Below are 26289 nucleotides of genomic sequence, written 5' to 3'. Positions count from 1 at the left end.
AACCAAAAGAGCAATTTTCCCTTTTAAACAAAGAGTTGAATCGCTATTTTGGTTAAGAGGTAAGCAATAAAAGGGTTTTAAGCAATCCTCCATTTACGGACAAAAACAGCTTGAAATGCACTGTTAATCCGTAGGTCCCTGGTTCGAGCCCAGGTCGAGGAGCCAAATAAGTAAGCCCCTAGAGCAATCTAGGGGCTTTTTTATTGCCTAAAACGACTTATAGAGCCCTGACCAGACACATCCATATCTTCAGCAATATTCAGCCTAAGCGCACTAAAATAGCGCCTATGACTAAGATTCCCGAACTCCTCGCTCCCGCTGGCAGCCTCAATATGTTGCGCACTGCATTCGATTTTGGTGCGGATGCCATTTATGCCGGACAACCCCGTTATTCACTACGAGTTCGCAATAACGACTTTGGCAAGATCGAAGTTCTCAAAGAAGGAATTGATACTGCCCATGACATGGGTAAGAAGTTTTATTTAGTTTCTAATTTATTGCCACATGGCGGTAAGACGCGAACCTACATTCGCGACATGTCTCCTGTAGTTGCTCTGGGTCCGGATGCTTTAATCATGTCAGACCCCGGATTAATTATGATGGCACGTGAAGCATGGCCAGATATGCCAATTCATTTATCAGTTCAAGCTAATACTGTAAACGGCGCATCAGCAAAATTCTGGCGCTCGGTTGGTATTAGCCGTGTAATTTTGTCTCGCGAACTCTCTTTTGATGAAATTGAAGAAGTACGTCAAGATTGTCCTGAAATGGAACTTGAGGTTTTTGTACACGGCGCTTTATGTATCGCCTACTCAGGCCGCTGTTTGCTTTCGGGCTACATGTCTCATCGTGACTCCAATCAAGGCGCCTGCACGAACGCCTGCCGTTGGGACTACAAAGTTAAGCCGGGACAACAAAATGGCAGCGGTGATGTGGTTCTTCTGCAAGAGGCTCGCCGCCCCGATGATCTGATGCCAATGGAAGAAGACGAGCATGGCACCTACATCATGAACTCGAAGGATTTGCGAGCAGTTGAACATATTGAGCGCCTTACCAAGATGGGTGTTGACTCTTTCAAGATTGAGGGGCGCACCAAGTCTCCCTATTACGTTTCACGAACTGTGCAGGCCTACCGAGCAGCCATTAATGATGCGGTTGCAGGCAAACCGTTTAACACTGCTTTGTTAGGTCAACTAGAGGGTTTAGCCAATCGTGGTTATACCGATGGCTTTTATGAGCGTCATCACGACAAAGAATATCAACTCTATATGCGCGGCCACTCTTTATCAGGGCGCAGCTTATATGTTGGCGAAACTCTCGACATGGATTCAGCAACAGGCCGCGTTAAGGTAGACGTCAAGAATCGTTTCTCCGTTGGCGATAAGCTAGAGATTATTGAACCAAGCGGTAACACCGATGTGACGCTGACTGAAATGTGGAATATGAATGGCGAATCGATTGATGTAGCCCCGGGGTCGGGTCACTTTGTATGGCTCAAAATACCGATGTCGAGCAAACATGCCTTTATTGCACGCTACACACAAGAGCCTGCCCCAGCAGAAGTCGCAGGCTCTTGCGCTACCTGTGGTGAATAGCCCATCCAATTTTTCTGATTGAATATTTTTAATGACGAACACTACTGTTGGGCAGCCAAACCATCACAGCTTGAAAGAAAAACTCAAGGATGAGGCTAAAAAAGCCTTTGGCTTAACGCTTTATTTTGGCGCCTGGTTCTGTGCGATTACTTTTTTTGCGGCGACCGCTCTTGAGGAGCGACCTATCCCGTTATCGATCTTTGGGTTTGCGCTCATTAAAGCTGGTATCTCAGCAAAATTTATGTTGATTGCACAGGCGGCCTATCCAATCAAAATCAATAAAGAACATGGAATTGTGAATTCTCTCTTGTTCGAATCAATTGTCTATCTTCTTTTCGTTCTTGCCTTGAACTTTATTGAAGCGGGAATTGATGGCTTAATCCATGGCAAAGAATTTATTTCTTCCATGAGAGCATTTGGAAATGGGGAGCCCTTAAGAATCTTTGCGATGTCCATCCTTTATTGGCTTATCGTCTGGCCCTACTTGATTTTTATGGGTGTCAATCAAGCCCTGGGCAATACCGCAACACTAGCCATCTTATTTGGCTCTAAAAAATAATTACCCTGTGAGAATTTTTTGGTTTTGCTTGTTAGCAATATTTTGCCAACAAGTTAACGCTCAAGAAATTGAAGCGCGCATGTATTCCAATGCGCCGATTGGCATTAACTTTATTACTGGCGGGATCGCCCAGGCTAAAAGTGGTTCTTATAAGCTAACCACTGAAGCGATCAATGTCACACGTATCGTTGATGTCTTTGGGCAGTCCGGCAGAATCAGTCTCTTACTTCCCTATGCACAACTTACCGGCAGTGGCAGCATTGGATCTCAGAGCATGAATGCTTCTGCGGAAGGTTTATCGGATCCTGTTGTGAAAGTCTCAGCCAATTTATATGGTGCGCCAGCACTTTCGCTAGATGAATTCAAAAGCTATCAACAAGATCTCATTATTGGTGCCAGTCTTGCAGCTTCTATACCCTGGGGAAAGTACAACAGCGATCAAATGCTGAATGTGGGTGCAAATCGCTCTGTCATTCAACCGGGCATCGGCGCATCCCAAGCGATTGGGCCTTGGCGTTTAGAGCTAGCCGGGATGGCAACCATCTACACTAGCAATACAAGCTTTATGGGCAGCAATACACTCTCCCAAAACCCTATGTACTCCACCGAGTCTCACGTGATTTACTACTTTCAGAACACGGCCTGGATATCTGCGGATGCAACCTACTATATGGGGGGTCAATCCTATGTGAACGGCATGCCCGTCAGTGGTTCCCAAGAAAATTGGCGCTTTGGTAGTACTCTGTCCTACCCCATCAATAAGCACAATTCCATACGCTTAACTGGCAGCACAGGCATTTATTCCAGAACGAACAACAGCTACGATGCCATAGGTATTTCTTGGCAGTATCGCTGGGGTGGCGGCCTATAGGTCAAGTCGGCAGTGAATGGCTACAATAAAACCAAAAGAACATTTAAAAGAGATTTGAGACATTCATGAGCAATAAACCAAAAGACCCTGCCGAGAGTGGTTTACGCAAAGGCCTGACTAGCTATGGCGACAAAGGTTTCTCATTATTTTTGCGCAAAGCCTTCATTAAGGGAGCTGGGTATACCAATAGCGCCTTAGATCGCCCCGTAATAGGCATCATTAATACTGGCAGTGCATACAACCCTTGCCACGGCAATATGCCTCAATTACTGGAAGCTGTAAAACGTGGCGTCATGTTAGCCGGTGGTTTACCAATGGAATTTCCGACCATTTCTATTCACGAAAGTTTTGCGGCGCCAACAAGCATGTATTTGCGTAACTTGATGTCAATGGACACCGAAGAAATGGTGCGCGCACAGCCGATGGATGCGGTTGTCATGATTGGTGGTTGCGATAAAACTGTCCCAGCGCAAATGATGGGTGCAGCCTCTGCAGGTATCCCTGCCATTCAGCTGATTACAGGCTCCATGTTGACAGGCTCACATCGCAGTGAGCGTGTTGGCGCCTGCACCGATTGCCGTCGTTATTGGGGTAAGTTCCGCGCTGGTGAAATTGACGAAATAGAAAAAGATGAAGTAAATGATCAATTGGTAGCCAGTGTTGGCACCTGCTCAGTGATGGGAACTGCTAGCACCATGGCTTGCATCTCCGAAGCGCTCGGCATGACTGTGCCCGGTGGCGCCACTCCTCCTGCAGTGACTGCGGATCGTATTCGTATTGCAGAAGAAACTGGTACTTGCGCCGTGAAGATGGCCAAAGAAGGTTTAACAATCGATAAAGTCTTAACTGCTGACGCCTTTGAAAATGCGATGCGGGTCTTGCTCGCTATTGGCGGCTCGACTAACGGTATTGTTCACCTTGCGGCAATTGCAGGTCGCATGGGATTGGAAATCGACTTAGATGCCCTCGACAAGATGGGTGATGAGACACCAGTTCTGGTGGACTTAAAACCATCCGGCGATCATTACATGGAGAACTTCCATGATGCTGGTGGCATGACCACCCTTCTACGCGAACTCAAGCCATTGTTAAAGCTAGATGCCATGACAGTTTCAGGAAGAACGCTTGGCGAAGAAATTGATGCGGCCCCACCAAGCTTTAAACAAGATGTTGTTCGCCCCTTTGGCAAACCTATTTATCCACGCGGCAGCATTGCGGTATTACACGGCAACCTAGCACCAGGCGGCGCCATTATTAAACAATCTGCTGCTAATGAAAAGCTCATGGAGCATGAAGGACGAGCGGTAGTGTTTGAGGACGCTGCAGACTTAGCTAACCGTATTGATAGCCCTGAATTAGATGTCACCGCAGAAGATATCTTAGTACTCAAGAATATTGGGCCTAAAGGCGCTCCTGGCATGCCAGAGGCTGGCTATATCCCTATTCCTATGAAGCTGGCTCGTGCTGGCGTGAAAGATATTGTTCGCATCTCTGATGGACGCATGAGCGGTACTGCCTTTGGCACGATTGTCTTGCACGTTACCCCTGAATCCGCTATCGGTGGCCCGTTGGCTCAAGTGCGTAACGGAGATCGCATCCGCTTGAGCGTCAAGAATCGAGAAATCAGCCTTTTAATTTCTGATGAAGAATTAGCGAAGCGCATGAAAGAAAATCCAATTACCTCACCTACTGCTGAGCGTGGGTATAAGAAGCTATTCTTAGATACCGTTACGCAGGCAGATCAAGGCGTTGACTTTGATTTCTTAAGGGCGGCGAAGATGGTAGGTAAAACACCTCGCAAGTAAACGATCTTCGTTTAAATATTTCTGAGCTCGCGACGCAGTATTTTGCCTACATTGGATTTCGGTAATTCATTTATAAAAATCACTTTTCTGGGTCGCTTATAGTTCGTGAGATGCTCTTTGCAATACTGCAGCACGGCTGCTTCAGTAATGTGGTGATCTGAGCGGACCGCATAAACCTTCACAATCTCACCTAACTTTCGGTGCGGCTCACCAATGACGGCACACTCCTGAATGCCGGGCATTTGCACAATGACATCTTCTACGTCATTGGGAAATACTTTAAATCCTGCCACCACAATCATGTCTTTCTTGCGGTCAACAATCTGCACATACCCCTCTGGAGTAATCAGACCGATATCGCCAGATTTAAAGTAACCATCAGCAGTCATACAGTTGCGGGTTTCATCCGGCTTGTTCCAATAGCCTGCCATGACTTGCGGACCTTTAATGCAGATCTCCCCTATCGATCCTTGCGGCAAGACTACTTCATCATCATCCAGAATCACCACATCCGTACCTGAAATAGGTGAGCCGATATGGCCTGTAAAGCGATTCTCCAGCGGGCTATTCACACAAACTACTGGCGAGGTTTCTGAAAGACCATAACCCTGCGCAATAGGCACTCCAGTCAGCGCTTGCCAATGATCCGCCGTCTTCTTATGGACGGCCATGCCACCACCAATCGTTACCAATAAATTGGGTAGCTTGACTGATTTAAATTCAGGGCGGTGAATCAATGCATGAAACAAGGTATTCACACCAGGAAAGATATTGATATTGGGATGCTTAATCAGTGTTTTGATAAAACCATTGATATCTCTCGGATTCGGCACCAAGATCAATAAGCCGCCCTTAGCAATTCCTAATAAAGCACAGGCAGTTAGAGCAAAGATATGGGTCATTGGCAAAGCGCACAAGAAAACCAATTGATCATTGCGCTGCTTTTTGAGGCCCGGGTGAAGCCAAGCCTCTATCTGCATCACGTTAGATAGAATATTTCGATGCAATAACACTGCACCTTTTGAAACCCCAGTCGTTCCGCCGGTATATTGCAAAAAGGCAATATCATCCAAGCCTACAGATGGCTTCACAAACGTGAGTCTAGAGCCGATTCGAAGCGCATCCTTCATTTTGATGTGCTTAAAATTCCAGGGCGGTACGATTTTTTTGATGTGGCGCGCGACCCAGTTAATGAGATGCCCCTTGAGGCCCAGCAATTCACCAGGGCTACTAACAATGACAGTCTTCAGATCTACTTGCGGCAAAATTTGCTCATAAGTGGATGCAAAATTTTCCATGAGCACTAGAACTGCAGCGTTACTATCTTTTAATTGAGACTCTAGTTCTCGTGATGTATATAGCGGATTGATATTTACCACTGTATATCCAGCTCGTAGCGTTCCAAGCATTGCAACCACATACTCAATCACGTTGGGATACATCAATGCTACGCGCGCCCCTTTTGCCAGATTGAGACTTGCTAAATAGGAAGCGAAATTTTTGGATAAGCGATCAATATCGGTATAAGTAAAGAAGCTACCCATCGCCTCAATCGCCTTGCGATTAGCAAAACGCATAAAACATTCCTCCATTAAATCACTCAGCGATGTGTGATTTAATGGGCCCAAGTCATGGGGAACCCCCTCAGGGTAATGTTTTAACCAGGGTTTTACGACGCTCACGAATGCCCCTTGATATTCAACGAATGAAGGACCGCAACTTTTCTAAAAATAAATCCTGACCATGATGTACTCTGTCGCTCCAATCAGTTCCAGATGACTCATTAGCATCGTCAGTAATATATTTAAAGGATTGCCAGGGAATGCGATGTTCATGTGCAACCGTAGCTATTGCAAACAACTCCATATCCACGACATCTACACCTTGACTCAATAACCACGGATCTTTGGCGGTCACAAAGCTATCGCCAGAGCCACACAAAAATTGTCCTGTGGAAAGATACTCTTGGGGTCGGATACAAAAAGGAGTATTGCCACGTGGCGCCAATGGTTCCGCGTCCATGTCGCGCTGTATCACTTTACCGATCTCCAATAGTCCATGTAACTCGGGATTAATTTTTCCCACGGTTCCAAAATTTAAGATTCTTTTAGGGGAATATTGATGTATTGCTTTAATACTGGTCATTGCAGCATTAATTTTGCCAATTCCTGAATACACAATCTCCACGCCACTGGGTAGTGCATCGCGCTTGAGCTCAGTCTCTAATGCGGTAATAATGAGTAGTTCTGTTTTCATATTGGTTAGCAATGAATTTATTAGATTATCTACCTGGAGTTCCCGATTTTCCTAAACCTGGCGTTCTTTTTAGGGATATTTCCCCTTTGCTAGCCAATCCAACCGCATTTAAAGAGGCAATTGCACGGCTGCATGATCTGGCCCAGCAATTTGATTACACCCACATCCTGGGCATTGAATCGCGTGGCTTCATCTTTGGCTCTGCTCTAGCACACCATGCCCATAAGGGATTGGCACTAGCCAGAAAGCCCAACAAGTTGCCATTAGCAAGCCATCGTGAAAGCTACGGCCTGGAGTATGGGAATGATTCACTGGAAATTCAGCAGTCCACCATGCCTAAAGGTTCCAAGGTGTTGCTCTTGGACGATGTTCTGGCTACTGGCGGGACTTTGATTGCGGCAGATAAGCTCATTCGAAATGCTGGCTTTGAAGTAGCTGGTGCAATGACCTTGCTAGAAATTACTTTTTTAAATGGCAATACATTGTTGAGCCAGAATGGCATCAAACATCATTCTCTATTGAAAAGCTAGATTAGCTTTTTAGCACTTTTAACAATCTTCATAGCACCCCAACCTACTGCCAAGACTTTGCTGGCAATCTTCGGCTTATAGTGCGCCAATGCTGCAAAAGCACTAGTCCATAAAATGGGATTACTCTTTAGGAAGTGAACTGCATCCATTCCTTTATCCGCCCAAGAGAGTGGCCTCTCCCAAGCTTCAAAATGTTCTCCAAAAGCTTTTCGCTCACGGTTCGCCTGAACTATCAGCTCACGTTGACGGCGCTCTAAAGCCTCTAGCTTCTCACTCATTTTGAAAGCGCTTCGCGATCTTTTGCGAATTCTGTAATTGAGGCTTCAAATAATCGAGGCATTTTGCGTAATGATTGAGTAATGAGCAGAGCCAGAATCAAGCCGATCGATAAAAATGCGCCTGTTAATAAACCAAGAGCTAACATGCGATCAGTCTCCCAGCTATAGATCACAATCAGCAATGCCAGCATCACTAGGCCGAAAAATAAGAAGAATAAGGCGCTGATAATCATCACCAACAAGCTAATGAATTTGCTTCTAGCTATTTGCACATCCAAAGATAAGAGCTCTAAACGTGTTTGCGCAATAGATGCGCCGGTAGCAGCTAGACCCTTGATGGAGGATAGTAAGTTTTCTTGGGACATGACTTAACGGCGTCCAATAAATAAACCAATCAACAAACCTAAACCTGCAGCAACGCCAACCGCTTCCCATGGATTGCGATGGACAAAATCATCCGCACCTTCAGCAGCTACTTTTGCCTTATCGAGCAACTTATCCTCCACACCAGAAAGACTCTCCTTGGCGCCAGCCAAAGTTTCTAAGGCTTTATTGCGGATGGAGCTAATCGCCTCACCTGGATGATCTTCGGTAGCCTTAATTAAGGCCTCGGCATCTGCCATGAGTGATTTGAATTCGCCAATGAGGCTTTCAGCACCAGTTTGCTTGTCCTCATGGACAACGGCATGGTCAAGTTTCTTGGCAGTCATAGAGTTATTCCCAATAAATAAGGCAGTAATTTCACGGTAATCCTATTCTAAGCACTTCTAGCTTGAGAACCTAGCAATAAGACTGTCATACCGGCATTGCCTTCTTTAAATCGCTTGAGATATCGCTTTAATCCGGGGCGGCGCTTAAGCAAGGCATGATAGGCCTCGCTCCCGTAGGCTACATCCTCACCAAAATGATATTCATCAACCCTATCTGAATAGCGATTGTTTTCCAGGGCATCATGAATGGCCCATTTAATTCGTCCACCCTCGCCACTAGATCCATATCCATGAATCAAGACTATGGCCTTGATCCCAATTTCTAGAGATTTTCGTAGGTAGTCTGTAATTCGTTCTAGTGCTTCGTCCACATAGGGACCATCTTGCTTAATATTGAGCTCAATCGTATCGGAGCTCAATATTGGCAAGTTATTAGATCCACAATGCGGGCAATGATCAAACAGTGCCCGCATGTTCCCACAGTCAGGACATTCTGCGTTGTGTGCCAAGGTAATTAACCGGTCAATTAAGAGCAGTACTTACCCTCAAGACTTCTAGCATCAATGGATTTGTCATCCACCATGAGATTGAGCGTCTTTTGCGCAAGATCTCGATTCTCTGGCGTCTTTAAGCTGGCGTTAATGAGCGTCGATACATCCTTGCGGATTGAAGTGTTGCCATAGCGTAAGCCCTTCAACGTAGATACCGCTTCAGCAGAAATCTTGCACTGCTGATTTACTAACTCAGAAGAATCTGACGGCTTTGTATTTGCATAAGCAAATGCAGCTACTGAGATTGATACGGCTGCTAATAGAGTCTTTTTCATCTTAGTTCCTTATTTTGTGACCACACGTTGGACAACAACCTACTTCTTTAGCTCTGGTTTTTCTAAGAGCGGCATACACACTGGATTCTGAAATCTCCATCTTTCTTGCTGCTTGAGCAGCAGTCATGCCTTTGCCTACCCATTCCAAGGCCTGATGTGTTTTTGGTATTTGTCTCTTCATTTCATCTCCCAGTTCGATAACTATATCACAACTTCAGTACTTGTGAAGTTGTGAAGTGTAAAAAAGGGTAGTGAGATACCCTAATAAAAGACATGGATGTTGAACTTAGACGAAAGGAAGCAAGAAACCGTTTTCTCGTCTTTGGTGTTATAAATACTGAATAAATAAAAATTGGGGCTTATAAAGATTGTCTTAAAGCACCCTATAAACCGGGGGAGATCTATGTCTTTACGTTTCACACCCAAAAAAGGCTTGTTGAGTGTTTTTGCTGCCCTGATTACAGCCATCTCGATATCAGCTGTAGCCCAGACATCATCAGCATGGCCAACTAAGCCCATCAAGATTATTGTTGGCTACTCTGCTGGCGGCGCTACAGACGTCCTAACGCGTTTGGTATCCGTTAGCATGAGCAATACATTGGGCCAATCTATCCTGGTTGAAAATAAGCCAGGGGCGAACAGCAACGTTGGAGCTGAATTAGTAGCCCGCTCTCCTGCAGATGGCTACACGCTATATGCCTTCTCTATTGCTAATACGATTAACGCTACGCTCTACCCAAATTTAAGCTACGACCCTATCAAGGATTTTGAGCCGATTGGCATGATTGCTAAGATTCCGAATATTTTGGTAGTCAACCCAAGCCTGCCCGTCAAGACCGTAGCCGACTATGTGCGCTATGCCAAAAATGCAAAAGATGGTGTCACGTTCGCCTCTTCAGGCAGCGGCTCATCTATTCATCTTTCCGGTGAAATGTTCAAGATGCAAGCCAAAATTCAAATGCTGCATATCCCATACAAAGGAAGTGCACCTGCTGTAACTGATTTACTAGGCGGTCAAGTGGAGTCGATGTTTGACAATGCGCCTTCTGCATTACCTCACATCAAGGCTGGAAAACTTCGCCCGATTGCCGTTACCAGCGCTCAACGCTCACCATTTTTGCCAGATGTCCCAACCATTGCAGAATCTGGCTACCCTGGATTTGATGTGCAATCTTGGTTTGCTCTAGTTGCTCCCGCAGGAACACCAAAGCCGATCATCATGCAGCTTAATTCCGCACTCAATAAGGCATTGAACTCACCTGAGGTACGTCAACGCATGCAAGAGTTGGCCGCCACCCCTGAGCCCGGCACACCAGAAAAGATGGCCGCATTTGAGGTCTCTGAAGTGAAACGCTGGCGTGAAGTAGTAAAAGAATCTGGCGCCAAAGCAGAATAAAAGTAATCCCTAGCCCTTCGCAAATCGTCTTTATGAAGATGAATTAATTTATGTTTCCTATCGACTTTTTCTGGAGGGCTGCGCAACGCTGGCCCGACCGCATTGCCATTGACACCCCTGCAGGTCCAATTCATTACTCAACCTTAGCTGCGCGAGTCAAAGCTCTGGCGGCAGGACTTTCGGCTTTAGATCCAGCATTACAAAGTCGCGTTGCAATTTGTGCAGGCAATAGCGCAGATCACATCACTGCTCTCCTCGCGATCTTGGCGTGCGGCAAGGTATGGGTGCCTTTAAATCCTAAGAGTACTCACCCAGAAATTGCGCGCATCATCAATATCACTGAGCCGTCTATCGTTATCCTGGATGCGGCAAACCAGGAATTACTCAATGGCGCATCAGGCGCTTGGATATATACAGGTAGCGACACTAACGCATCAGCCAGAAGCATGGATGAACTCATCCATCTACATGCTGATGCACCTCAACCCACTTTTGAATTGCCTCAAGATGCCATTCAAGCGATTAAATTTACGGGCGGTACTACCGGTGCACCTAAGGGCGTCATGCAACCCTACCGCGCATGGATGGCAAACATTAGCAATCAAATTCAGGTATGGGGATTTGATGAGCATGAGCGCTATGTTGTAGCTGCTCCGATTACGCATGGCACATCCACTTACATTGTTCCCATTCTGGCTCAGGGTGGCTGTCACGTCATCCTAGATGGTGCCGGCGCAGAAGTGGTCAGATCCGCATTTCGGGATCGCAGGGGTACCGTTTGCTTTATGCCACCAACTCTGGTTTACATGCTAATGGCTCTGCCTAATGCATCCAGAAGTGATTTTCCAAAACTGCGCAGACTGATTTATGGTGGCGCTCCAATGCCGCCGGAGCAAGTACGGAAGGTGCGCGATTTCTTTGGTCGAGTTTTAGGAACCACCTACGGTCAAACTGAAGCGCCGCAAATTTTGACTGTCATGCGGCCAGAAGATTTTGAAGATCCCAATAACTGGGCGGCCGTTGGCAGGCCTACATGGTTTAGCGATGTAGCCATCATGTCCCCAGAAGGCAAAATTTTGCCCAGCGGTGAAATCGGCGAAGTCGTTGCACGTGGTGATCTGCTCATGAATGGCTATTGGCGCATGCCAGAGAAAACTGCTGAAACCATTATTGATGGCTGGTTACATACTGGTGATCGCGGCTTGATCGATGAACGTGGATTTTTGTATCTCAAGGATCGCCTCAAAGATATCGTGATTACTGGCGGATTTAATGTGTACCCAGTTGATGTTGAGAATGCGTTAAGCCAACACCCTGCTGTTCATGAATGCCTTGTTTTTGGTCTGCCCGATGAAAAGTGGGGAGAAACTGTTCAAGCTGCCGTGCAATTACACCCAGGACAAAGTGCCGATGAAGCTGAGCTGATCGCATTTGTTCGTAATCTACTGGGGCCTGTACAAACGCCTAAGCGCGTTCACTTCTACGAGAGCTTACCGCGCTCCAATGTAGGCAAGCTACTGAAGAGTGCCGTCATTCAAAAGCTTCAAGCTCATGCCTAGATTTAATTTAGAAAATTATTACTATGACTACTAAAAAAACGCCTGTTACCAGCCTTTGTACACATACCCTGACTAGCTTGCATTACCGCGATGCTGATTTAGTGGAAGATTTGATGGGTAAAAAGACATTCACTGAAGTGATGTTGATGCAAATTTTGGGTAGAGAGCCTCGTGGTGTAGATATTCGGATTACCGATGTCGTGCTGATTGTGTTGATGGAGCATGGCTTAACGCCGAGTGCGATTGCTACACGCTTAATCTATATGAGCGCTCCTGAAAATTTACAAGGCGCAGTATCAGCTGGTCTACTTGCCGTTGGTAGCTCATTCATTGGCACGATGGAGAATTGCTCGGCATTGTTAGATCGCATCATTGCTGCAAAAGACCCTTATGCTGAAGCGCTTTCAATTGCACAACACTACAAGAACATTAAGGGTGCAGTTCCCGGCTTTGGTCATCATCTACATAAACCAGTAGATCCCAGAGCATACAAACTCCTAGAGATGGGTCGCGCCGAGAAAGAACTCAAAGGGGATCATATTCGTGCGTTAGAGACCTTATCTAAAGCAGTTGATGAAGTTGCTGGTAGACCTATCACCATCAATGCAACCGGTGCTGTTGCAGCCCTCCTAGGAGAAATTGGTATACCTACTGCTGTAATGCGTGGCTTTGCGGTAATTTCTCGTTCAGCTGGATTAGTGGCCCATATTGTTGAAGAACAACAAAGCCCATCAGGCCGCTTTATTTGGGATACCGTCGAGCATGCCATTCCATTTGTGGATGGCGCCAATAAGATTGGCTAATGATGAGTCCTAGAGAGTGTGTCTTAGTTACTGGGGCTAGCCGTGGCATAGGTCGTGCAATTAGCGAGCGTCTTATTGCTGATGGCATGCATGTCATCAATTTTGACAAAACAGCACCTGCAGAAATTTCCCCTCATGAAAGCTTCTACGAAGTAGATGTCTCTGACGAACAAGTGTTACGCGCTGCATTAGCTGATGTCGCATCCCAATTTTCGATCACGCGTTTGGTGAATAACGCAGGTACCGTACGCCCCGGCACGATTGAGAAAACCACCATCGCTGATTTTCAGGCGGTGATGACTGTCAACGTCGTCGTCGCCATCATTTGTGTGCAAGCCCTACTCCCCGCTATGAAAGCTGCTCACTTTGGACGCATTGTGAACATCGCCAGTCGCGCTGCCCTGGGTAAAGAAGAGCGCATTGCTTATGCCACCTCTAAAGCGGGACTATTAGGTCTTACGCGTACATTGGCTTTAGAGCTTGCTGCCAATGGCATTACTGTCAATGCTATTGGACCAGGTCCGATTGCTACAGAACTCTTTCAGAGCGCCAACCCACCAGGTGCCCCCGCTACACAGCGTATTCTAGATAGTGTGCCACTAGGTCGTATTGGTCAACCTGAAGAAGTGGCCCATATGGTTGCCTCACTCTTGGACCAACGCGCTGGATTTACTACAGGTCAGGTAGTTTATGTGTGTGGCGGTATGACTGTGGGTCTCAGTCAGTAAATGAATCTAAAGCATCCTCCCGGCCTACCTACTGATCTCACTAATCGTGTGATCTTTGTATCGGGTGGTGGTTCAGCCGGCCCTGGTTGGAGTATTGGTAGAGCCTCATGCGTTACCTACGCTCGCTTAGGCGCTAAGGTTTGTGTTATCGATCGAGATCTAGTGTCTGCAGAAGAAACTACTAAGATCATCCTAGGTGAAGGCGGCATAGCCCAAACTTTTGTGGGCGACGTTTCTGAAGAAGACGATGTGAAAAGACTGTTTAGTGAAGCGCGCAAACAGTTTGGCCCAATTGATGTGTTGCATCACAACGTAGGGATCGGCAAAGTTGGTGGCCCTATGGAAACTAGCGCCGAGGATTTTGATCGCATTCATAAGGTCAACGTTCGTAGTCTTTTGTTAGCAGCGCAAGAAGTTTTGCCTGAAATGGTATCTCGCAATAGCGGCAATATTATTGCTATTTCTTCAGTAGCAGGAATGCGTTATTTGGGCTATCCTCACCTAGCCTATAGCGTGACCAAGGCTGCTAACACGCAATTCATTAGAATGATTGCCCAGCAATACGCTGACAAGGGCATTCGAGCAAATACGGTGGTTCCTGGACTAATTGATACCCCTCGCATTGCCAATACCGTAGCCAAAATGTTCTCTGAAAACGGGCTTGATGAAGCACGCGCAGCCCGCGATCGCCAGGTGCCCCTAGGTCGTTCAGGCTCTGCCTGGGATGTAGCTCACGCCTGCGCCTTTTTAGTGTCCGATGCCGCAGCCTACATTACTGGAACAGAGCTGGTGGTGGACGGCGGCCTAACCGGTAAATACGTATAAGCGCTAGAAATCGAGCTCCGCACCAAGGGATAGTATGATTTGGTGATTCTTAGGGAGCTTTATATGCATCGCATCATCTATCGAGTTGTTTTATTGCTAGCAATCAGCGCCGGACTAGTTGCCTGCAATCAGAATGATAAAAAAATTAGCGGCTGGGAAATTAATGATGTCTATCACTCGACCATCATTACGCCTAATTCAGCAACGGGCGGAAAAATCTATCAAGGCCCTCCTATTAATTCAATGGATGAAACCAATACCTATCAAATGTTTAGCCTTAGAGCTGAGCAAGCAAGACAAGGTGCAAAAACGTATGAGCTCATTGCTCAGCTTACATATTTCTCACAATGGCGTTACTACGATTCAGCATCTCAAGAAGGCAATCCTGCAAGCACGTTTAAAGTAGTTGGCAGAGAAGCTGGCGCTTGTGGCGATCGAGGTTGCATCTTCAGAGAAGTACTATCAGTTCAATTGACTGAAGCATTCCTCAAGGACAAGATGAAGAAAGGTTTCATCATGACCGTTTCATCTAAGTCAGGCATTAAAACTGAACTCTATGTACCACCGCAATACATTCAAGGCTATATGCAAGCAGTTAATGGCTCCAACTAATCTGTCTTGAGTAGATTTAGAAATAAATAAAGGGGCCGCGGCCCCTTTATTTATTTACATCGTCAATATCAGACTTAATCTAGTGATGCGCCGGAGGTTTTAACGATCTTGGCCCAGCGAGCAATATCTTCTTGTAACTGTTTCGCAAATTCAGCTGGAGACATATTTGCAAGCTCTACTCCAGAGGCTTGTAGTTTTTCTCTTAACTCTGGGTTTGCAAGTGTGAGTTGCATCTCCTTTTGCAATTTATCAACCACAGGCTTTGGCGTACCTTTTGGTGCAAACAAGCCAATCCATAAGGATCCAGAGAATCCAGGAACTTTCTCTGAAATAGAAGGAACATCCGGCAGAATGGGTGAACGCTTAGCAGAGCTGACACCAAGTGCAATGAGTTTTTGTGAGTTGATGTATTGCAGTACAGACGGCAAACTCGCAAAGGCAATTTGTACTTGACCACCTAAAAGATCGTTAAGTGCGGGCGCTACACCTTTATAAGGAATGTGTTGCAAGGAGATGCCATAGCTCTGATTGAGCATTTCACCAAGGAGGTGGTTTAAGGTGCCATTTCCTGCTGAAGCATATTGATAGGTTTCAGGAGGCTTTGATTTAACCAACTTTAAGAATTCATCTAAGTTCTTGGCAGGGAAGTTGGGATTGACCACCAATACATTAGGTACTGAGCCGATCATGGCCAAAGGCACAAAGTCATTGACGGGATCAAACCCTGGGTTTTTATAAAGCGCAGGGTTAATGGCTTGAGCACTACTAATGGTCATCAAGAGTGTGTAGCCATCTTTAGGGGCATTGGCAACAAACTGAGTGCCAATATTACCGCCAGCACCTGGTCGATTTTCGACAATCACCGAAGCTTTCATTTGCTCACCAAGACGCTGGGCTACAACCCGCCCAACAATATCGTTTGTTCCACCCGGCGCCTGAGGAACAATAATCGTTATGGGTTTAGTAGGATAAGCAAGTGCTAGGCTAGAGAAAAAACAGAAACAAGTAGCAAACACTAAATGGATGATTCGTTTCACAAGAATCCTTTTTTGTAGTGGATGAAAAATTAATGATACTTGGAATGATGATAATAAAAGTGCTAACCACGGGCTAGAAATAAATAAAGGGGCCAAAGGCCCCTTTATCTTTAAGTACTTGGCGGAGACGAGAGGATTCGAACCTCCGATCAGAGTTTTAGCCCCGATGCTCCCTTAGCAGGGGAGTGCCTTCGACCAGCTCGGCCACGTCTCCGTACTTCTTACTACAACGCCCCACAGTTTAACGGATAACCGCCTCTGAGGGGTTTATTGCACCTTTTGGCTTACTTCTGATCTAACTCAAATGCCTTATGCAAGGCACGCACAGCCAATTCCATGTATTTCTCATCAATGACGACTGAGATCTTGATTTCGCTAGTAGAGATCATCAAGATGTTGATGCCCTCTTCCGACAAAGTACGGAACATCTTGCTGGCAATACCAACGTGGGAACGCATACCAACACCCACTACTGAAACTTTAGAAACCTTTGGATCACCAGAGATTTCTTTTGCCTCAATATGTGCTTGCACAGTGTTCTTCAAAATATCTAATGCTTTTTGATAGTCTGCACGTGGCACTGTGAAAGTGAAGTCAGTCTTACCTTCAACAGATTGGTTCTGAATAATGATATCCACATCAATATTGGCATCCGCAATCGGGCCAAGGATTTGATAGGCGATACCTGGGCGATCAGGAACCCCAAGAACGGTAATCTTCGCTTCATCACGCGCAAAGGCGATGCCGGAAATAACTGCGGCTTCCATAGTGCTGTCCTCTTCAAATGTAATCAAGGTGCCTGAGCTCATCTCATCAGCTAAAGGCATCAATGGGTCTGTCAAAGAAGACAGAACCCGGGTTTTAACTTTGTACTTACCTGCAAACTCAACCGAACGAATCTGCAATACTTTTGAACCCAAGCTAGCCATTTCTAGCATTTCTTCAAAAGTAATTTTGTCTAAGCGACGGGCATCTTCACAAACACGTGGGTCGGTAGTGTAAACACCATCAACGTCTGTATAGATTAAACACTCATCTGCTTTGAGTGCAGCTGCCATGGCTACTGCTGAAGTGTCAGATCCACCACGACCTAATGTCGTGATATTGCCATCAGGATCAACACCCTGAAATCCAGTAACTACAACTGCGCGACCTGCATTGAGATCCTTGAGAATCTTCTCGCTTTCAATACTCTTGATACGTGCCTTCGTAAAAGAAGAATCGGTATGCACGGTTACTTGCCAACCTGCATAGCTAACTGCATCGATGCCCTCACGCATTAGCGCCAGCGCCAATAGGCCGGAACTCACTTGCTCGCCTGTAGAAGCAATTTGATCTAACTCGCGTGGATTTGCATCAGGATTGATTTCTTTTGCTAAGCCTAGCAAGCGATTGGTTTCGCCTGACATGGCTGAAGGTACCACCACCACTTGGTGGCCAGCACGCATCCATTTAGCAACGCGCTTAGCAACATTCGCAATGCGCTCAGTTGAGCCCATTGAGGTGCCGCCATATTTATGAACGATAAGAGCCATAAAAACCGTCTATTTAACTATCTATGACAGGGAAATGAATCCCTGAGGGTCTAAAAAGGGCTTATTTTACAGGGTTTTGCACCCATTCTGGGAGTACACGTCGACCAGAGGTGGTTAGATGAGGATAGCTAAGCCCAATACCGGCTACAGCGATCAATTCATCGTTGATGTAGAGCAAGGGTGCCTGGCGCTCCCAAGGAGGGATATCGGCCTCCTGGTAGAGGTTTTTGAGGGTTTTACGTGGAGTCTTGGCTTTAATCTGAATCTTCTCCGAGCCTTGGCGCTCCCTAAGACGAATTTGATTATTTGCCTGAGCGCTTTTAACCCAATCGGCAGGCAAGCCCAATTGCTTGGAATTGGCTGGTAATGTCTTTAAAACCCAGCGCCCCCCTTCTGAATTAGCAAGCTGCAACATTCCGCGCCATAGGTAGATTTTTCTTTCATCATGCAGCCACTCTAGTTTGGCATCCACTTTAACTTTAGCGAGATCGCGCCACCATGCTTGTAAACGCTCTTGAGATGGCATAGCCAACTGCTGTGTCTGCAACCAATAGCGCAAGACATTATTCGCCGCTGGCAAATCGATTGTTGCTAGTGCTAGTAGCGAATCTACCTTCAACTGACCTTTGCTAATGATGCTTTTGCCGTCTTGCTTTGCCAGCCTATTGAGTAAGACTTGTGCCTCGCTCAATAATTCTGCGCTACGCGCCATATTGGCCAATGCTTCTGGCTGAATCTTTTCAAGCGCAGGAATAATTTTCTTGCGCACTGCATTGCGACGATATTTGGTGTCTTGATTACTAGGATCCTCGATCCACTTAAGCTGATGCTCTTTGGCATAAGCCTCTAGCTCTTTCCTACTTTGATTTAAGAGTGGTCGCCAGAGAGTGATTCCTGGGTTATCTGAAATCCCCCTACTCGCCGGCATGCCCGATAGGCCCGCCACGCCAGAGCCTCGAAGGAGCTGCAAGAGTACGGTCTCTGCTTGATCGTTTTGATGGTGTGCGAGGAGGAGATCTTCAATGCCATACTCTTCACAAAGATCGGCAAGCGCTTCATAGCGCCCTACTCTTGCTCTTGCTTCAACATTACCATTCTCTTGATCTAAGTTGAGATGAAGCAGTCGGAAATCAAAATGGATTTTGTATTTTTTAGCGAGTTTCTCGCAAAAGACTAACCAGTCATCTGCCGGTTTTTGTAAACCATGATGAATATGGAATGCGAAGATTTGGTAGTTGGTTTTGTTCTTGGCTTGCGCTTTGCAAACCGTGTCGAGTAACACAACCGAATCGAGGCCACCACTTAAGGCAACCGCAATTCGTTTTTCCGACTTAGGACTTTGCTGTGATTTCCTTGAACTTGCCATAGCTCATCAAACGCTCATGACGACGATCAAGTAATGCATCAACTTTCATGCCATCAAAGGTTTTTAAAGATTCCGCAAGTGCTTTGCGCATATTGCTCATCATATTGTCGTAATCACGATGCGCACCACCAATCGGTTCGGCCACAATCTTGTCAATCAGGCCCAGAGCCTTCAAGCGTTGTGCTGTGAGGCCCAACTGCTCAGCCGCCTCTGGAGCCTTATCCGCCGTCTTCCAGAGAATAGAAGCGCAACCTTCTGGAGAGATTACAGAGTATGTAGAGTTTTGCAACATCAAGACCACATCACCCATGGCAATTGCTAATGCACCACCTGAACCACCCTCACCAATAATTGTGGCAATGATCGGTACTTCAAGCTCTGCTTGTACGTATAAGTTGCGGCCAATCGCTTCTGACTGGTTACGCTCTTCTGCATCAATACCAGGGAATGCACCTGGTGTATCTACAAAAGTGAAAACTGGAATACCAAACTTTTCTGCGAGGCGCATCAGGCGCATTGCTTTGCGATAGCCCTCAGGACGGCTCATGCCAAAGTTTCGCAGAGCACGCTCTTTAGTATCGCGACCTTTTTGATGACCAATCACCATGCAAGGTTGATTTTCAAAACGGGCTAGGCCACCGATGATTGATTGATCATCTGCAAAAGTACGGTCACCATGTAATTCGTGGAAATCCGTAAATAATGCGCCAACATAATCTAAGGTGTATGGACGCTGTGGATGACGCGCCACTTGAGAAACCTGCCAAGGAGTGAGATTGGCGTAAACATCTTTTGTGAGCTGCTGACTTTTTTCAGCGAGCGTTTTGATCTCATCGGAGATATCTACCGATGACTCATCTTGTACAAAACGCAGCTCTTCAATCTTTGACTCTAATTCGGCGATTTGCTGCTCAAAATCCAGGAAAGTCGTTTTCATAGTCTGATTTTAATATTCAACCGGGATTGGGTCGATACTTCTCCACATATACCAGGTGGCAACCGTACGCCACGGGGCCCAATTGGCAGCCACCTCTCGGGCTTCATGGCGGCTGACAGGCTCTCCACTGAAGTAATTGAGGGAAATGGCCTTAATGAGGCCGACATCGTCCAAAGGGAGAATATCGGGCCTGATCATATTGAAAATAAGGAACATTTCGGCGGTCCAGCGGCCAATACCCCGAATTGAGCTTAATTCCTTAATAACGCTCTCATCGTCCATATCTTTCCACTGATTGGCATGGAGACGGCCGGAATCGAAGTGGTCTGCTAGGTCGCGGATGTACTCCACCTTGCGTCCAGACAATCCAGCACCGCGTAACTCCTCTACTGAGAGGGCTAGGATATTTTTCGGGGTGACTTTCTTTTTACTAGCTGCAACCACCCTATTCCAAACGGATTGTGCAGCCGCTACAGAAATCTGTTGGCCAACAATCGCTCGCGCCAAAGTATTAAATGGATCGCCGCGGGTGACTAAAAAGCCCGAGCCATATTTGGGAATGAGTTTCTTGAGAATGCGGTCTTGCTTCATCAATTCTTTACAAGCTTGCTCCCAATATTCTGGGGCCACTTCTTCAAGAATCGGTTCAGCTTTTACTGCTTTACCTGATTTTTCTTTAACTACTGTCATTAAGCCCTACGCCATTCTGTTAAGCCGCCAGGTTTATCTTCCAAAACAATTCCTTGCTCTAGCAAGGTTTTGCGAATCAAGTCTGCCTTAGCAAAGTCTTTGGCTTGCTTAGCGGCAACCCGTGCAGCAATTTGCTCTTCAATTTGCTCAGGGCTTAGGCTATCTTGATCTTTAGAGCCCGCCTGTAAGAAGGCAGTAGGGTCACGTTGCAAGAAATTCAATGCCGCGCCAAGAGCCTTCAATGTATTAGCAAGTAATTGCTTCTCTTCGCCTTGCGCACGATTAACTTCACTAGCCAAGTCAAACAAGACTGCAATCGCTTCAGGCGTATTAAAGTCATCATTCATAGCGTCAGCAAAGCGCTTAGCCCATGGATTATTTGCATCTAAGGTGCTGGCTTGAGCCTTCGGACTCTGAGCTAGTGCGGTGTATAGCCTTGCTAATCCTGAGCGCGCCTCTTCGAGTTGCGCGTCACTGTAGTTAATTGGACTACGGTAATGCGCCTTCAACATAAAGAAACGCAATACTTCCGGATCAAAACTTTTGAGCACATCTTTTATTAAGAAGAAGTTGCCCAATGACTTTGACATCTTTTCTTCATTGACCCGAATGTGCCCGTTATGCATCCAGTAATTTACAAAGGGAGCATCATCTTCTTTGCGGTCTTTGCCATATAAAGCACCTTCGCTTTGGGCGATTTCATTTTCGTGGTGCGGGAACTGCAAGTCAGCACCGCCACCATGAATATCAAAGTGATCTCCCAATAGATCACAAGACATTGCAGAGCATTCGATATGCCAACCAGGACGGCCTTCGCCCCAAGGGGATTTCCAGCGTGTATCTGCGGGCTCCTCAGGTTTGGCACTTTTCCACAAAACAAAGTCTAGTGGATCGCGCTTGCCATCACCGATCGCTACGCGTTCACCAGCATTTAATTCATCCAGCGTTTTGCCAGATAGTTGACCGTAACGTGGCAACAAGCGCACTGCGAAATTCACATCGCCATCATTTGCTTGATAGGCCAATTCATTTTCAATGAGCTTGCCGATCATGCCTTGCATTTGTCCGATGTAATCCGTAGCACGCGGCTCTTGATCGGGATGCATTAAACCTAACTCATCGGAGTCGGCATGCATGGCATCAATAAAGCGATTAGTTAATGCGGATATGGGCTCGCCATTCTCAATCGCGCGGTTAATGATCTTGTCATCAATATCAGTGATATTGCGTACATAAAGCACTTCGTAGCCACTAGCCCTAAGCCAGCGAACCACCATGTCAAAGACAATCATGACCCTGGCATGCCCAATATGGCAAAAGTCATAAACCGTCATGCCGCAGACGTACATCTTCACCTTGCCCGGCACAATGGGCTTAAAGACCTGTTTAGAACGGCTAAGGGTGTTATAGATTTGCAGCATAGGGCTATAAAGGTGGGGCAAGTAGCGCCAATTTGTTAGACTGAGCGCTGAGTATATCGAATGAGCCCGTTTCACACCCCTTCCCCTATGCCCCACAACGCCCCAGCGCCACGCCTCACCTTGAATAAGGTCCTGACCCCCGCTTTTGCCGCATTGGCATGTATGGCTTTTGTAACGGGCTGCAGTACACCCGCCCAACAGCGTGCGGATTCGGAGATTCGGGCCTTAAACACTCAAGAAATGAGCTCCCCTCAAGCTGTACCCCAACCCTATCTGGGTGGCTATAGCCCAACCGATCCTCCAAGACTTTCTGCCGACATGGGCTATGACCCATTGAACCCAGAATTGTCTGAGACTGTGGGAGTGCCGTTTTTATCCTTCTTGATTATTGAACCGGATCCCATTAGCAAGAATGCAGTGCCATCAGATGTAGAAAAACTCATCAAGGCACGTAAATATCAAGATGCGGTTACGCAAATTAATACTGATCTGAAAAAGACTCCTCGTAATGTACAAATTCGTTTTGTGAAAGCACGCCTACAAATTGAGATGCGTCAATTTGATCAAGCCAAAAAGACTTTGATTGAAATCACACAACAATTTCCGGAGCTTCCAGAACCCTATAACAACCTTGCAGCGATTGCGGCAAACCAAGGTCAGTGGATTGAGGCCAGAGACTATTTAGAGCTCGCCCTCAAATTACGACCAAGCTATGCAATTGCTTCGGCCAATCTAGGTGAAATCTATACACGCCTTGGTGCACAAGCCTATGAAGACGCTGCCAAGAATGCGCCACTGAATCAACGTCAATACACCAATCGCGCTAAGGCGCTCTTAGATGTATTAAAGCCTCCAGCAAAACGTCCGGTTAATCGCGCAGTGAATCCTGCAATCAATCCTTCCACTAACTCTCCAGAAAGCAAATCTAACAATGGCGAAAGTACTCTTAAAAACTAATAAGGGTGATATCACCCTCTCCCTTGATGCTGCTAAGGCGCCTAAAAGCGTTGCTAACTTTTTGCAGTATGTAAAAAGTGGCCACTACGATGGGACTATCTTCCATCGCGTCATCGATAACTTTATGATTCAAGGTGGTGGCATGTCTGCTGGCATGAAACAAAAGCCAACTGGCGCAGAAATTGAAAACGAAGCAACTAATGGCTTGAAGAATGATCGCTACACCGTGGCGATGGCTCGCACTAGCGACCCACATTCTGCTACTGCTCAATTCTTTATTAACGTGAATGACAACGACTTCTTAAACCATACCGCTCCTAATGCTCAGGGCTGGGGTTATGCCGTATTTGGCAAAGTCACTGATGGCATGGATGTTGTAGACACCATTCGTAAAGTGAAAACTGGTAGCTCCGGATTTCATCAGGATGTGCCAACTGAAGATGTTGTGATTGAGAAGGCGACCGTTCTCGAGGAATGATTTCGCATCACGCGAGCGCACTGCTCATATCAGATTTACACCTCACGCCGTCAATGCCCTTGACGGCGCAACGCTTTTTTGACTTCTGTGAAAAAGAAGCTCCAAAAGTTGAGGCTGTATTTATTCTGGGTGACTTATTTGAATATTGGGTGGGTGATGACGCTGCTGCTCACTCCCCATTTCAGCAAGAAGTACAGCGTGCAATCGCTCATCTTTCTACCAAAGTAAAAACGTATTATCTGCATGGCAATCGTGATTTTTTAATCGGCCAAAGCTTTATTAAAAAGACTGGCATGACACTATTGCAAGATCCAAGCTCTGTGGAAATCGCATCGCAAAAGTGGGTATTAGCCCATGGCGATGCTTTATGTACTGCAGATGTTGGCTATCAAGTCTTTCGTGGCTGGGTAAGAAAGCCTTGGATACAAAAAATCTTCTTGAGCATGCCTCTCAATTGGCGCAAGGGTATTGCTCAGCATCTTCGTAGCAATAGCCACGCCCAATATCAGCAAACGCAGCATTCCAGCTCATATCAACTTAAGATGGATGTAACGCGAGAAGCATGTGCAGCAGTTTTGAGAGATCAATCTGGCGATCAATTGATTCATGGGCATACCCACTCACCAAGACATCATGAAGAGTCTCTAGGTACCCAGAATTGGCAACGCTGGGTTTTATCAGACTGGGATCTTGATCACCCAGAGAGCGGTCGCCCTAGAGCAAGTGCACTACTGATTGATAATGCCGGCGCTCGCTATATCGACCTGATTAAAAACTAAACAGGTCGACTGCTCAGCTCAATTCTTTAATTAAGAAGCAGAGTATTTTGAAAGTGTTTGTACCATCTGCGCAAAGATGCGTGGATTGGCTGCCATAACTTCACCGCTCTTCAGAAAGCCTTCTTCACCGCGATAGTTCCCAATCAAACCGCCTGCTTCAGTAATGAGCAAGGCGCCCGCAGCCATATCCCATGGCTTGAGATCACTCTCAAAGAAACCATCGTAACGACCTGCTGCTACGTATGCTAAATCTAAAGAAGCTGCGCCAGGGCGACGCAAACCTGCACATTGACGTGACATCTCACCAAAGATTTTTAAGTACTTTTCCAAATCTTGATCTTCACGATATGGAAAGCCTGTGCCTAATAAAGAGTTGGCTAAACGATCTTGCGTGGCAACCCGTAAACGCCGACGATCTAAATAAGCACCAGCACCACGAGTAGCTGTAAATAATTCATCACGTGTTGGGTCATAGACAACTGCTTGTTGCGTTACGCCATTGACTGCTAATGCAATCGATACTGCGTACTGAGGAAAACCGTGAATGAAATTCGTTGTGCCATCTAGCGGATCAATGATCCAGACATTTTCTGCATCAGCATTACGCTCACCCGTTTCTTCCGCCAAAAATCCGTGGGATGGATAGGCTTCGCTAAGCGTTTCAATGATGGCCGCTTCTGCAGCTTTGTCCACCTCGGTTACGAAATCGTTATGTTGCTTACGGTCAACCTGTAAGCGCTCCAAATTTAAGGAAGCACGATTAATGACAGTTCCAGCGCGACGGGCGGCCTTTACGGCCACATTTAACATGGGATGCATAGTATTGATGGACAAATTAAATAAGAACAAGCTCCTTGTAATGCCTACAACTAGGGTAAATTGCATGACAATACGAAGCTAACAGATTGATTCTAAACGATTAGCGTCCATTACCCCCTATTAACCATGCCACAGCGCCTTGATGAATACCGAAATTTCTGAATTACTCCGCTGGGTTTTAGTGGAAACCAGCCATCCCGGCAACGTGGGATCAGCCGCTCGCGCCCTGAAAACCATGGGTTTTAGCGATCTCAGGCTGATCAATCCCAAGATCAAGGGCATAGCCACTAATCATGATGCTATAGCCCTAGCAAGCGGCGCTAGAGATGTTCTAGAAAAGTCCATTGAGAGCGACTCCTTAAACTCGGCCGTAGAGGGATGCACTCTGGTTTTAGGTCTTACCAGCCGCGACCGAGAATTTGGGCCCCCTGCCATCGATTGGGAATCGGCACGATCTCTCATTGGTGACACAGTCCAAGATGGTAGAAAAGTAGCCCTCCTTTTTGGTCCGGAAAGAACGGGTCTAGATAATGACCATTTGGCTTTGTGTACCCACAGAGTCTGGCTAGACGCTAACCCAGACTATCCTTCCCTCAATCTTGCCCAAGCCCTCATGGTCTGTGCATACGGCCTCAGAGAGAAGCTGGTACGCAATGCCGGGGGGCGCAACTCTTTAGCCAACCGCGAAGAAATGGCAGATTTTGCCGACCCTGCAGCTGTTGCTGCCATGCTAGATCACTGGCGCGAAGGATTAGAGGCAATCGGCTATTTAGACCCCGCCAACCCTAAGAAACTCATGCCACGTATACAGGCGCTATTTGCCCGTAGCCGTCTTCATAAGGAAGAAATAGACCTTCTGCGAGGGATCGCAAAACAGATGCTCCTGAGAAAATAAGCGCATCCCGTTAAAATCAAAC

General features: G+C 46.5%; 30 protein-coding genes and 1 tRNA gene. 15 read left to right on the top strand and 16 right to left on the bottom strand.

The features are described from left to right. Window positions 1-287 precede the first annotated feature (287 nt). From ICN23_RS08730 to ICN23_RS08715, 4 genes are all read left to right on the top strand, one after another. Window positions 288-1595 carry a U32 family peptidase gene (locus tag ICN23_RS08730; RefSeq protein WP_216231755.1) on the top strand — a complete coding sequence of 436 codons (1308 nt, stop codon included), beginning with the start codon at window positions 288-290 and terminating at the stop codon, window positions 1593-1595. A 31-nt stretch (window positions 1596-1626) separates the two neighbouring features. Then, on the top strand, window positions 1627-2154 hold the full coding sequence (locus ICN23_RS08725) for a hypothetical protein (protein WP_216231754.1): 528 nt from the start codon (window positions 1627-1629) through the stop codon (window positions 2152-2154). A 7-nt stretch (window positions 2155-2161) separates the two neighbouring features. Beyond that, the gene (locus tag ICN23_RS08720) at window positions 2162-3025 is read left to right on the top strand and encodes a transporter (protein WP_370624770.1); all 864 of its coding nucleotides are present in this window, start codon (window positions 2162-2164) and stop codon (window positions 3023-3025) included. 65 nt (window positions 3026-3090) lie between these two features. Further along, on the top strand, window positions 3091-4830 hold the full coding sequence (locus ICN23_RS08715; protein WP_216231752.1) for an IlvD/Edd family dehydratase: 1740 nt from the start codon (window positions 3091-3093) through the stop codon (window positions 4828-4830). An 11-nt stretch (window positions 4831-4841) separates the two neighbouring features. Here the strand turns inward: ICN23_RS08715 and ICN23_RS08710 are convergent, their stop codons facing one another. Beyond that, the gene (locus tag ICN23_RS08710; protein WP_370624769.1) at window positions 4842-6512 is read right to left on the bottom strand and encodes an AMP-binding protein; all 1671 of its coding nucleotides are present in this window, start codon (window positions 6510-6512) and stop codon (window positions 4842-4844) included. A 16-nt stretch (window positions 6513-6528) separates the two neighbouring features. Beyond that, the gene (locus tag ICN23_RS08705) at window positions 6529-7086 is read right to left on the bottom strand and encodes a 5'-methylthioadenosine nucleosidase (RefSeq protein ID WP_216231751.1); all 558 of its coding nucleotides are present in this window, start codon (window positions 7084-7086) and stop codon (window positions 6529-6531) included. A gap of 11 nt (window positions 7087-7097) precedes the next feature. Here ICN23_RS08705 and ICN23_RS08700 point away from each other — a divergent pair, with 11 nt between their 5' ends. Next, complete coding sequence (locus tag ICN23_RS08700; protein ID WP_216231750.1) at window positions 7098-7616, top strand: adenine phosphoribosyltransferase; 519 nt, start codon at window positions 7098-7100, stop codon at window positions 7614-7616. Here ICN23_RS08700 and ICN23_RS08695 read toward each other — a convergent pair. Genes ICN23_RS08695 through ICN23_RS08670 form a run of 6 tightly spaced genes read right to left on the bottom strand, consistent with a single transcriptional unit; the run spans window position 7613 to window position 9611 of the window. Beyond that, window positions 7613-7894 carry a YqjK-like family protein gene (locus tag ICN23_RS08695; protein ID WP_216231749.1) on the bottom strand — a complete coding sequence of 94 codons (282 nt, stop codon included), beginning with the start codon at window positions 7892-7894 and terminating at the stop codon, window positions 7613-7615. The two genes, ICN23_RS08700 and ICN23_RS08695, sit on opposite strands and share 4 nt — an antisense overlap. Further along, complete coding sequence (locus tag ICN23_RS08690; RefSeq protein WP_216231748.1) at window positions 7891-8259, bottom strand: phage holin family protein; 369 nt, start codon at window positions 8257-8259, stop codon at window positions 7891-7893. The genes ICN23_RS08695 and ICN23_RS08690 overlap by 4 nt, the downstream gene beginning before the upstream one ends. A 3-nt stretch (window positions 8260-8262) precedes the next feature. Further along, on the bottom strand, window positions 8263-8604 hold the full coding sequence (locus ICN23_RS08685; RefSeq protein ID WP_216231747.1) for a YqjD family protein: 342 nt from the start codon (window positions 8602-8604) through the stop codon (window positions 8263-8265). Between the two features lie 47 nt (window positions 8605-8651). Next, window positions 8652-9077, bottom strand: coding sequence for a Smr/MutS family protein (locus ICN23_RS08680; RefSeq protein WP_255532739.1), 426 nt, complete (start codon window positions 9075-9077; stop codon window positions 8652-8654). Window positions 9078-9130: 53 nt separating this feature from the next. Continuing rightward, window positions 9131-9430, bottom strand: coding sequence for a hypothetical protein (locus ICN23_RS08675; protein WP_216231745.1), 300 nt, complete (start codon window positions 9428-9430; stop codon window positions 9131-9133). A 1-nt stretch (window position 9431) separates the two neighbouring features. Further along, the gene (locus tag ICN23_RS08670; protein WP_216231744.1) at window positions 9432-9611 is read right to left on the bottom strand and encodes a hypothetical protein; all 180 of its coding nucleotides are present in this window, start codon (window positions 9609-9611) and stop codon (window positions 9432-9434) included. Between the two features lie 222 nt (window positions 9612-9833). Between ICN23_RS08670 and ICN23_RS08665 the strand changes: the two genes are divergently transcribed. From ICN23_RS08665 to ICN23_RS08640, 6 genes are all read left to right on the top strand, one after another. Further along, a complete protein-coding gene (locus ICN23_RS08665; protein ID WP_216231743.1) occupies window positions 9834-10826 on the top strand; it encodes a tripartite tricarboxylate transporter substrate binding protein in 993 nt (330 codons plus the stop codon). A 50-nt stretch (window positions 10827-10876) separates the two neighbouring features. Continuing rightward, complete coding sequence (locus ICN23_RS08660; RefSeq protein ID WP_216231742.1) at window positions 10877-12385, top strand: class I adenylate-forming enzyme family protein; 1509 nt, start codon at window positions 10877-10879, stop codon at window positions 12383-12385. A 23-nt stretch (window positions 12386-12408) separates the two neighbouring features. Continuing rightward, window positions 12409-13188 (top strand): citryl-CoA lyase, encoded by a 780-nt coding sequence (locus tag ICN23_RS08655; RefSeq protein ID WP_216231741.1) that lies wholly within the window; start codon window positions 12409-12411, stop codon window positions 13186-13188. A 2-nt stretch (window positions 13189-13190) separates the two neighbouring features. Beyond that, complete coding sequence (locus ICN23_RS08650) at window positions 13191-13916, top strand: SDR family oxidoreductase (protein WP_370624783.1); 726 nt, start codon at window positions 13191-13193, stop codon at window positions 13914-13916. Continuing rightward, complete coding sequence (locus ICN23_RS08645; RefSeq protein WP_216231739.1) at window positions 13917-14741, top strand: SDR family NAD(P)-dependent oxidoreductase; 825 nt, start codon at window positions 13917-13919, stop codon at window positions 14739-14741. Window positions 14742-14804: 63 nt separating this feature from the next. Further along, the gene (locus ICN23_RS08640) at window positions 14805-15353 is read left to right on the top strand and encodes a hypothetical protein (RefSeq protein ID WP_216231738.1); all 549 of its coding nucleotides are present in this window, start codon (window positions 14805-14807) and stop codon (window positions 15351-15353) included. Window positions 15354-15427: 74 nt separating this feature from the next. Here ICN23_RS08640 and ICN23_RS08635 read toward each other — a convergent pair whose 3' ends face one another. The 7 genes from ICN23_RS08635 to cysS form a co-directional block, all read right to left on the bottom strand. After that, complete coding sequence (locus tag ICN23_RS08635) at window positions 15428-16381, bottom strand: Bug family tripartite tricarboxylate transporter substrate binding protein (RefSeq protein ID WP_370624782.1); 954 nt, start codon at window positions 16379-16381, stop codon at window positions 15428-15430. Window positions 16382-16509: 128 nt separating this feature from the next. Then, window positions 16510-16604: transfer RNA gene (locus ICN23_RS08630), tRNA-Ser, on the bottom strand. Between the two features lie 70 nt (window positions 16605-16674). Continuing rightward, window positions 16675-17925: an aspartate kinase gene (locus tag ICN23_RS08625; protein WP_216231737.1), complete on the bottom strand. Its 1251-nt coding sequence runs from the start codon at window positions 17923-17925 to the stop codon at window positions 16675-16677. Window positions 17926-17986: 61 nt separating this feature from the next. Continuing rightward, window positions 17987-19291: a tRNA lysidine(34) synthetase TilS gene (tilS, locus tag ICN23_RS08620; RefSeq protein ID WP_216231736.1), complete on the bottom strand. Its 1305-nt coding sequence runs from the start codon at window positions 19289-19291 to the stop codon at window positions 17987-17989. Continuing rightward, window positions 19257-20228, bottom strand: coding sequence for an acetyl-CoA carboxylase carboxyltransferase subunit alpha (locus tag ICN23_RS08615; RefSeq protein ID WP_216231735.1), 972 nt, complete (start codon window positions 20226-20228; stop codon window positions 19257-19259). Before ICN23_RS08615 ends, tilS begins: the two co-directional genes overlap by 35 nt. 9 nt (window positions 20229-20237) lie before the next feature. Then, complete coding sequence (locus ICN23_RS08610; protein WP_216231734.1) at window positions 20238-20918, bottom strand: DNA-3-methyladenine glycosylase; 681 nt, start codon at window positions 20916-20918, stop codon at window positions 20238-20240. Beyond that, entirely contained in the window at window positions 20918-22339 is a 1422-nt protein-coding gene (gene cysS, locus ICN23_RS08605) for a cysteine--tRNA ligase (protein WP_216231733.1), read from the bottom strand. The genes ICN23_RS08610 and cysS overlap by 1 nt, the downstream gene beginning before the upstream one ends. 87 nt (window positions 22340-22426) lie before the next feature. On the opposite strand from cysS, the gene ICN23_RS08600 reads away from it, so the two are divergent. The 3 genes from ICN23_RS08600 to ICN23_RS08590 are packed head-to-tail and all read left to right on the top strand — an operon-like array spanning window position 22427 to window position 24553. Next, the gene (locus ICN23_RS08600; protein ID WP_255532738.1) at window positions 22427-23296 is read left to right on the top strand and encodes a M48 family metallopeptidase; all 870 of its coding nucleotides are present in this window, start codon (window positions 22427-22429) and stop codon (window positions 23294-23296) included. Further along, a complete protein-coding gene (locus tag ICN23_RS08595; RefSeq protein ID WP_216231731.1) occupies window positions 23271-23774 on the top strand; it encodes a peptidylprolyl isomerase in 504 nt (167 codons plus the stop codon). The genes ICN23_RS08600 and ICN23_RS08595 overlap by 26 nt, the downstream gene beginning before the upstream one ends. Next, the gene (locus tag ICN23_RS08590; protein ID WP_216231730.1) at window positions 23771-24553 is read left to right on the top strand and encodes a UDP-2,3-diacylglucosamine diphosphatase; all 783 of its coding nucleotides are present in this window, start codon (window positions 23771-23773) and stop codon (window positions 24551-24553) included. Before ICN23_RS08595 ends, ICN23_RS08590 begins: the two co-directional genes overlap by 4 nt. Window positions 24554-24583: 30 nt before the next feature. On the opposite strand, the gene ICN23_RS08585 is transcribed toward ICN23_RS08590, so the two are convergent. Beyond that, window positions 24584-25372: an inositol monophosphatase family protein gene (locus tag ICN23_RS08585; RefSeq protein WP_216231983.1), complete on the bottom strand. Its 789-nt coding sequence runs from the start codon at window positions 25370-25372 to the stop codon at window positions 24584-24586. Between the two features lie 142 nt (window positions 25373-25514). Between ICN23_RS08585 and ICN23_RS08580 the strand changes: the two genes are divergently transcribed. Beyond that, a complete protein-coding gene (locus ICN23_RS08580) occupies window positions 25515-26267 on the top strand; it encodes an RNA methyltransferase (protein WP_216231729.1) in 753 nt (250 codons plus the stop codon). Window positions 26268-26289: the final 22 nt, after the last annotated feature.

The sequence above is a fragment of the Polynucleobacter sp. MWH-Jannik1A5 genome, assembly GCF_018881795.1.
GTDB lineage: Bacteria > Pseudomonadota > Gammaproteobacteria > Burkholderiales > Burkholderiaceae > Polynucleobacter.
This window is presented reverse-complemented; position numbering and strand designations above follow the sequence as displayed.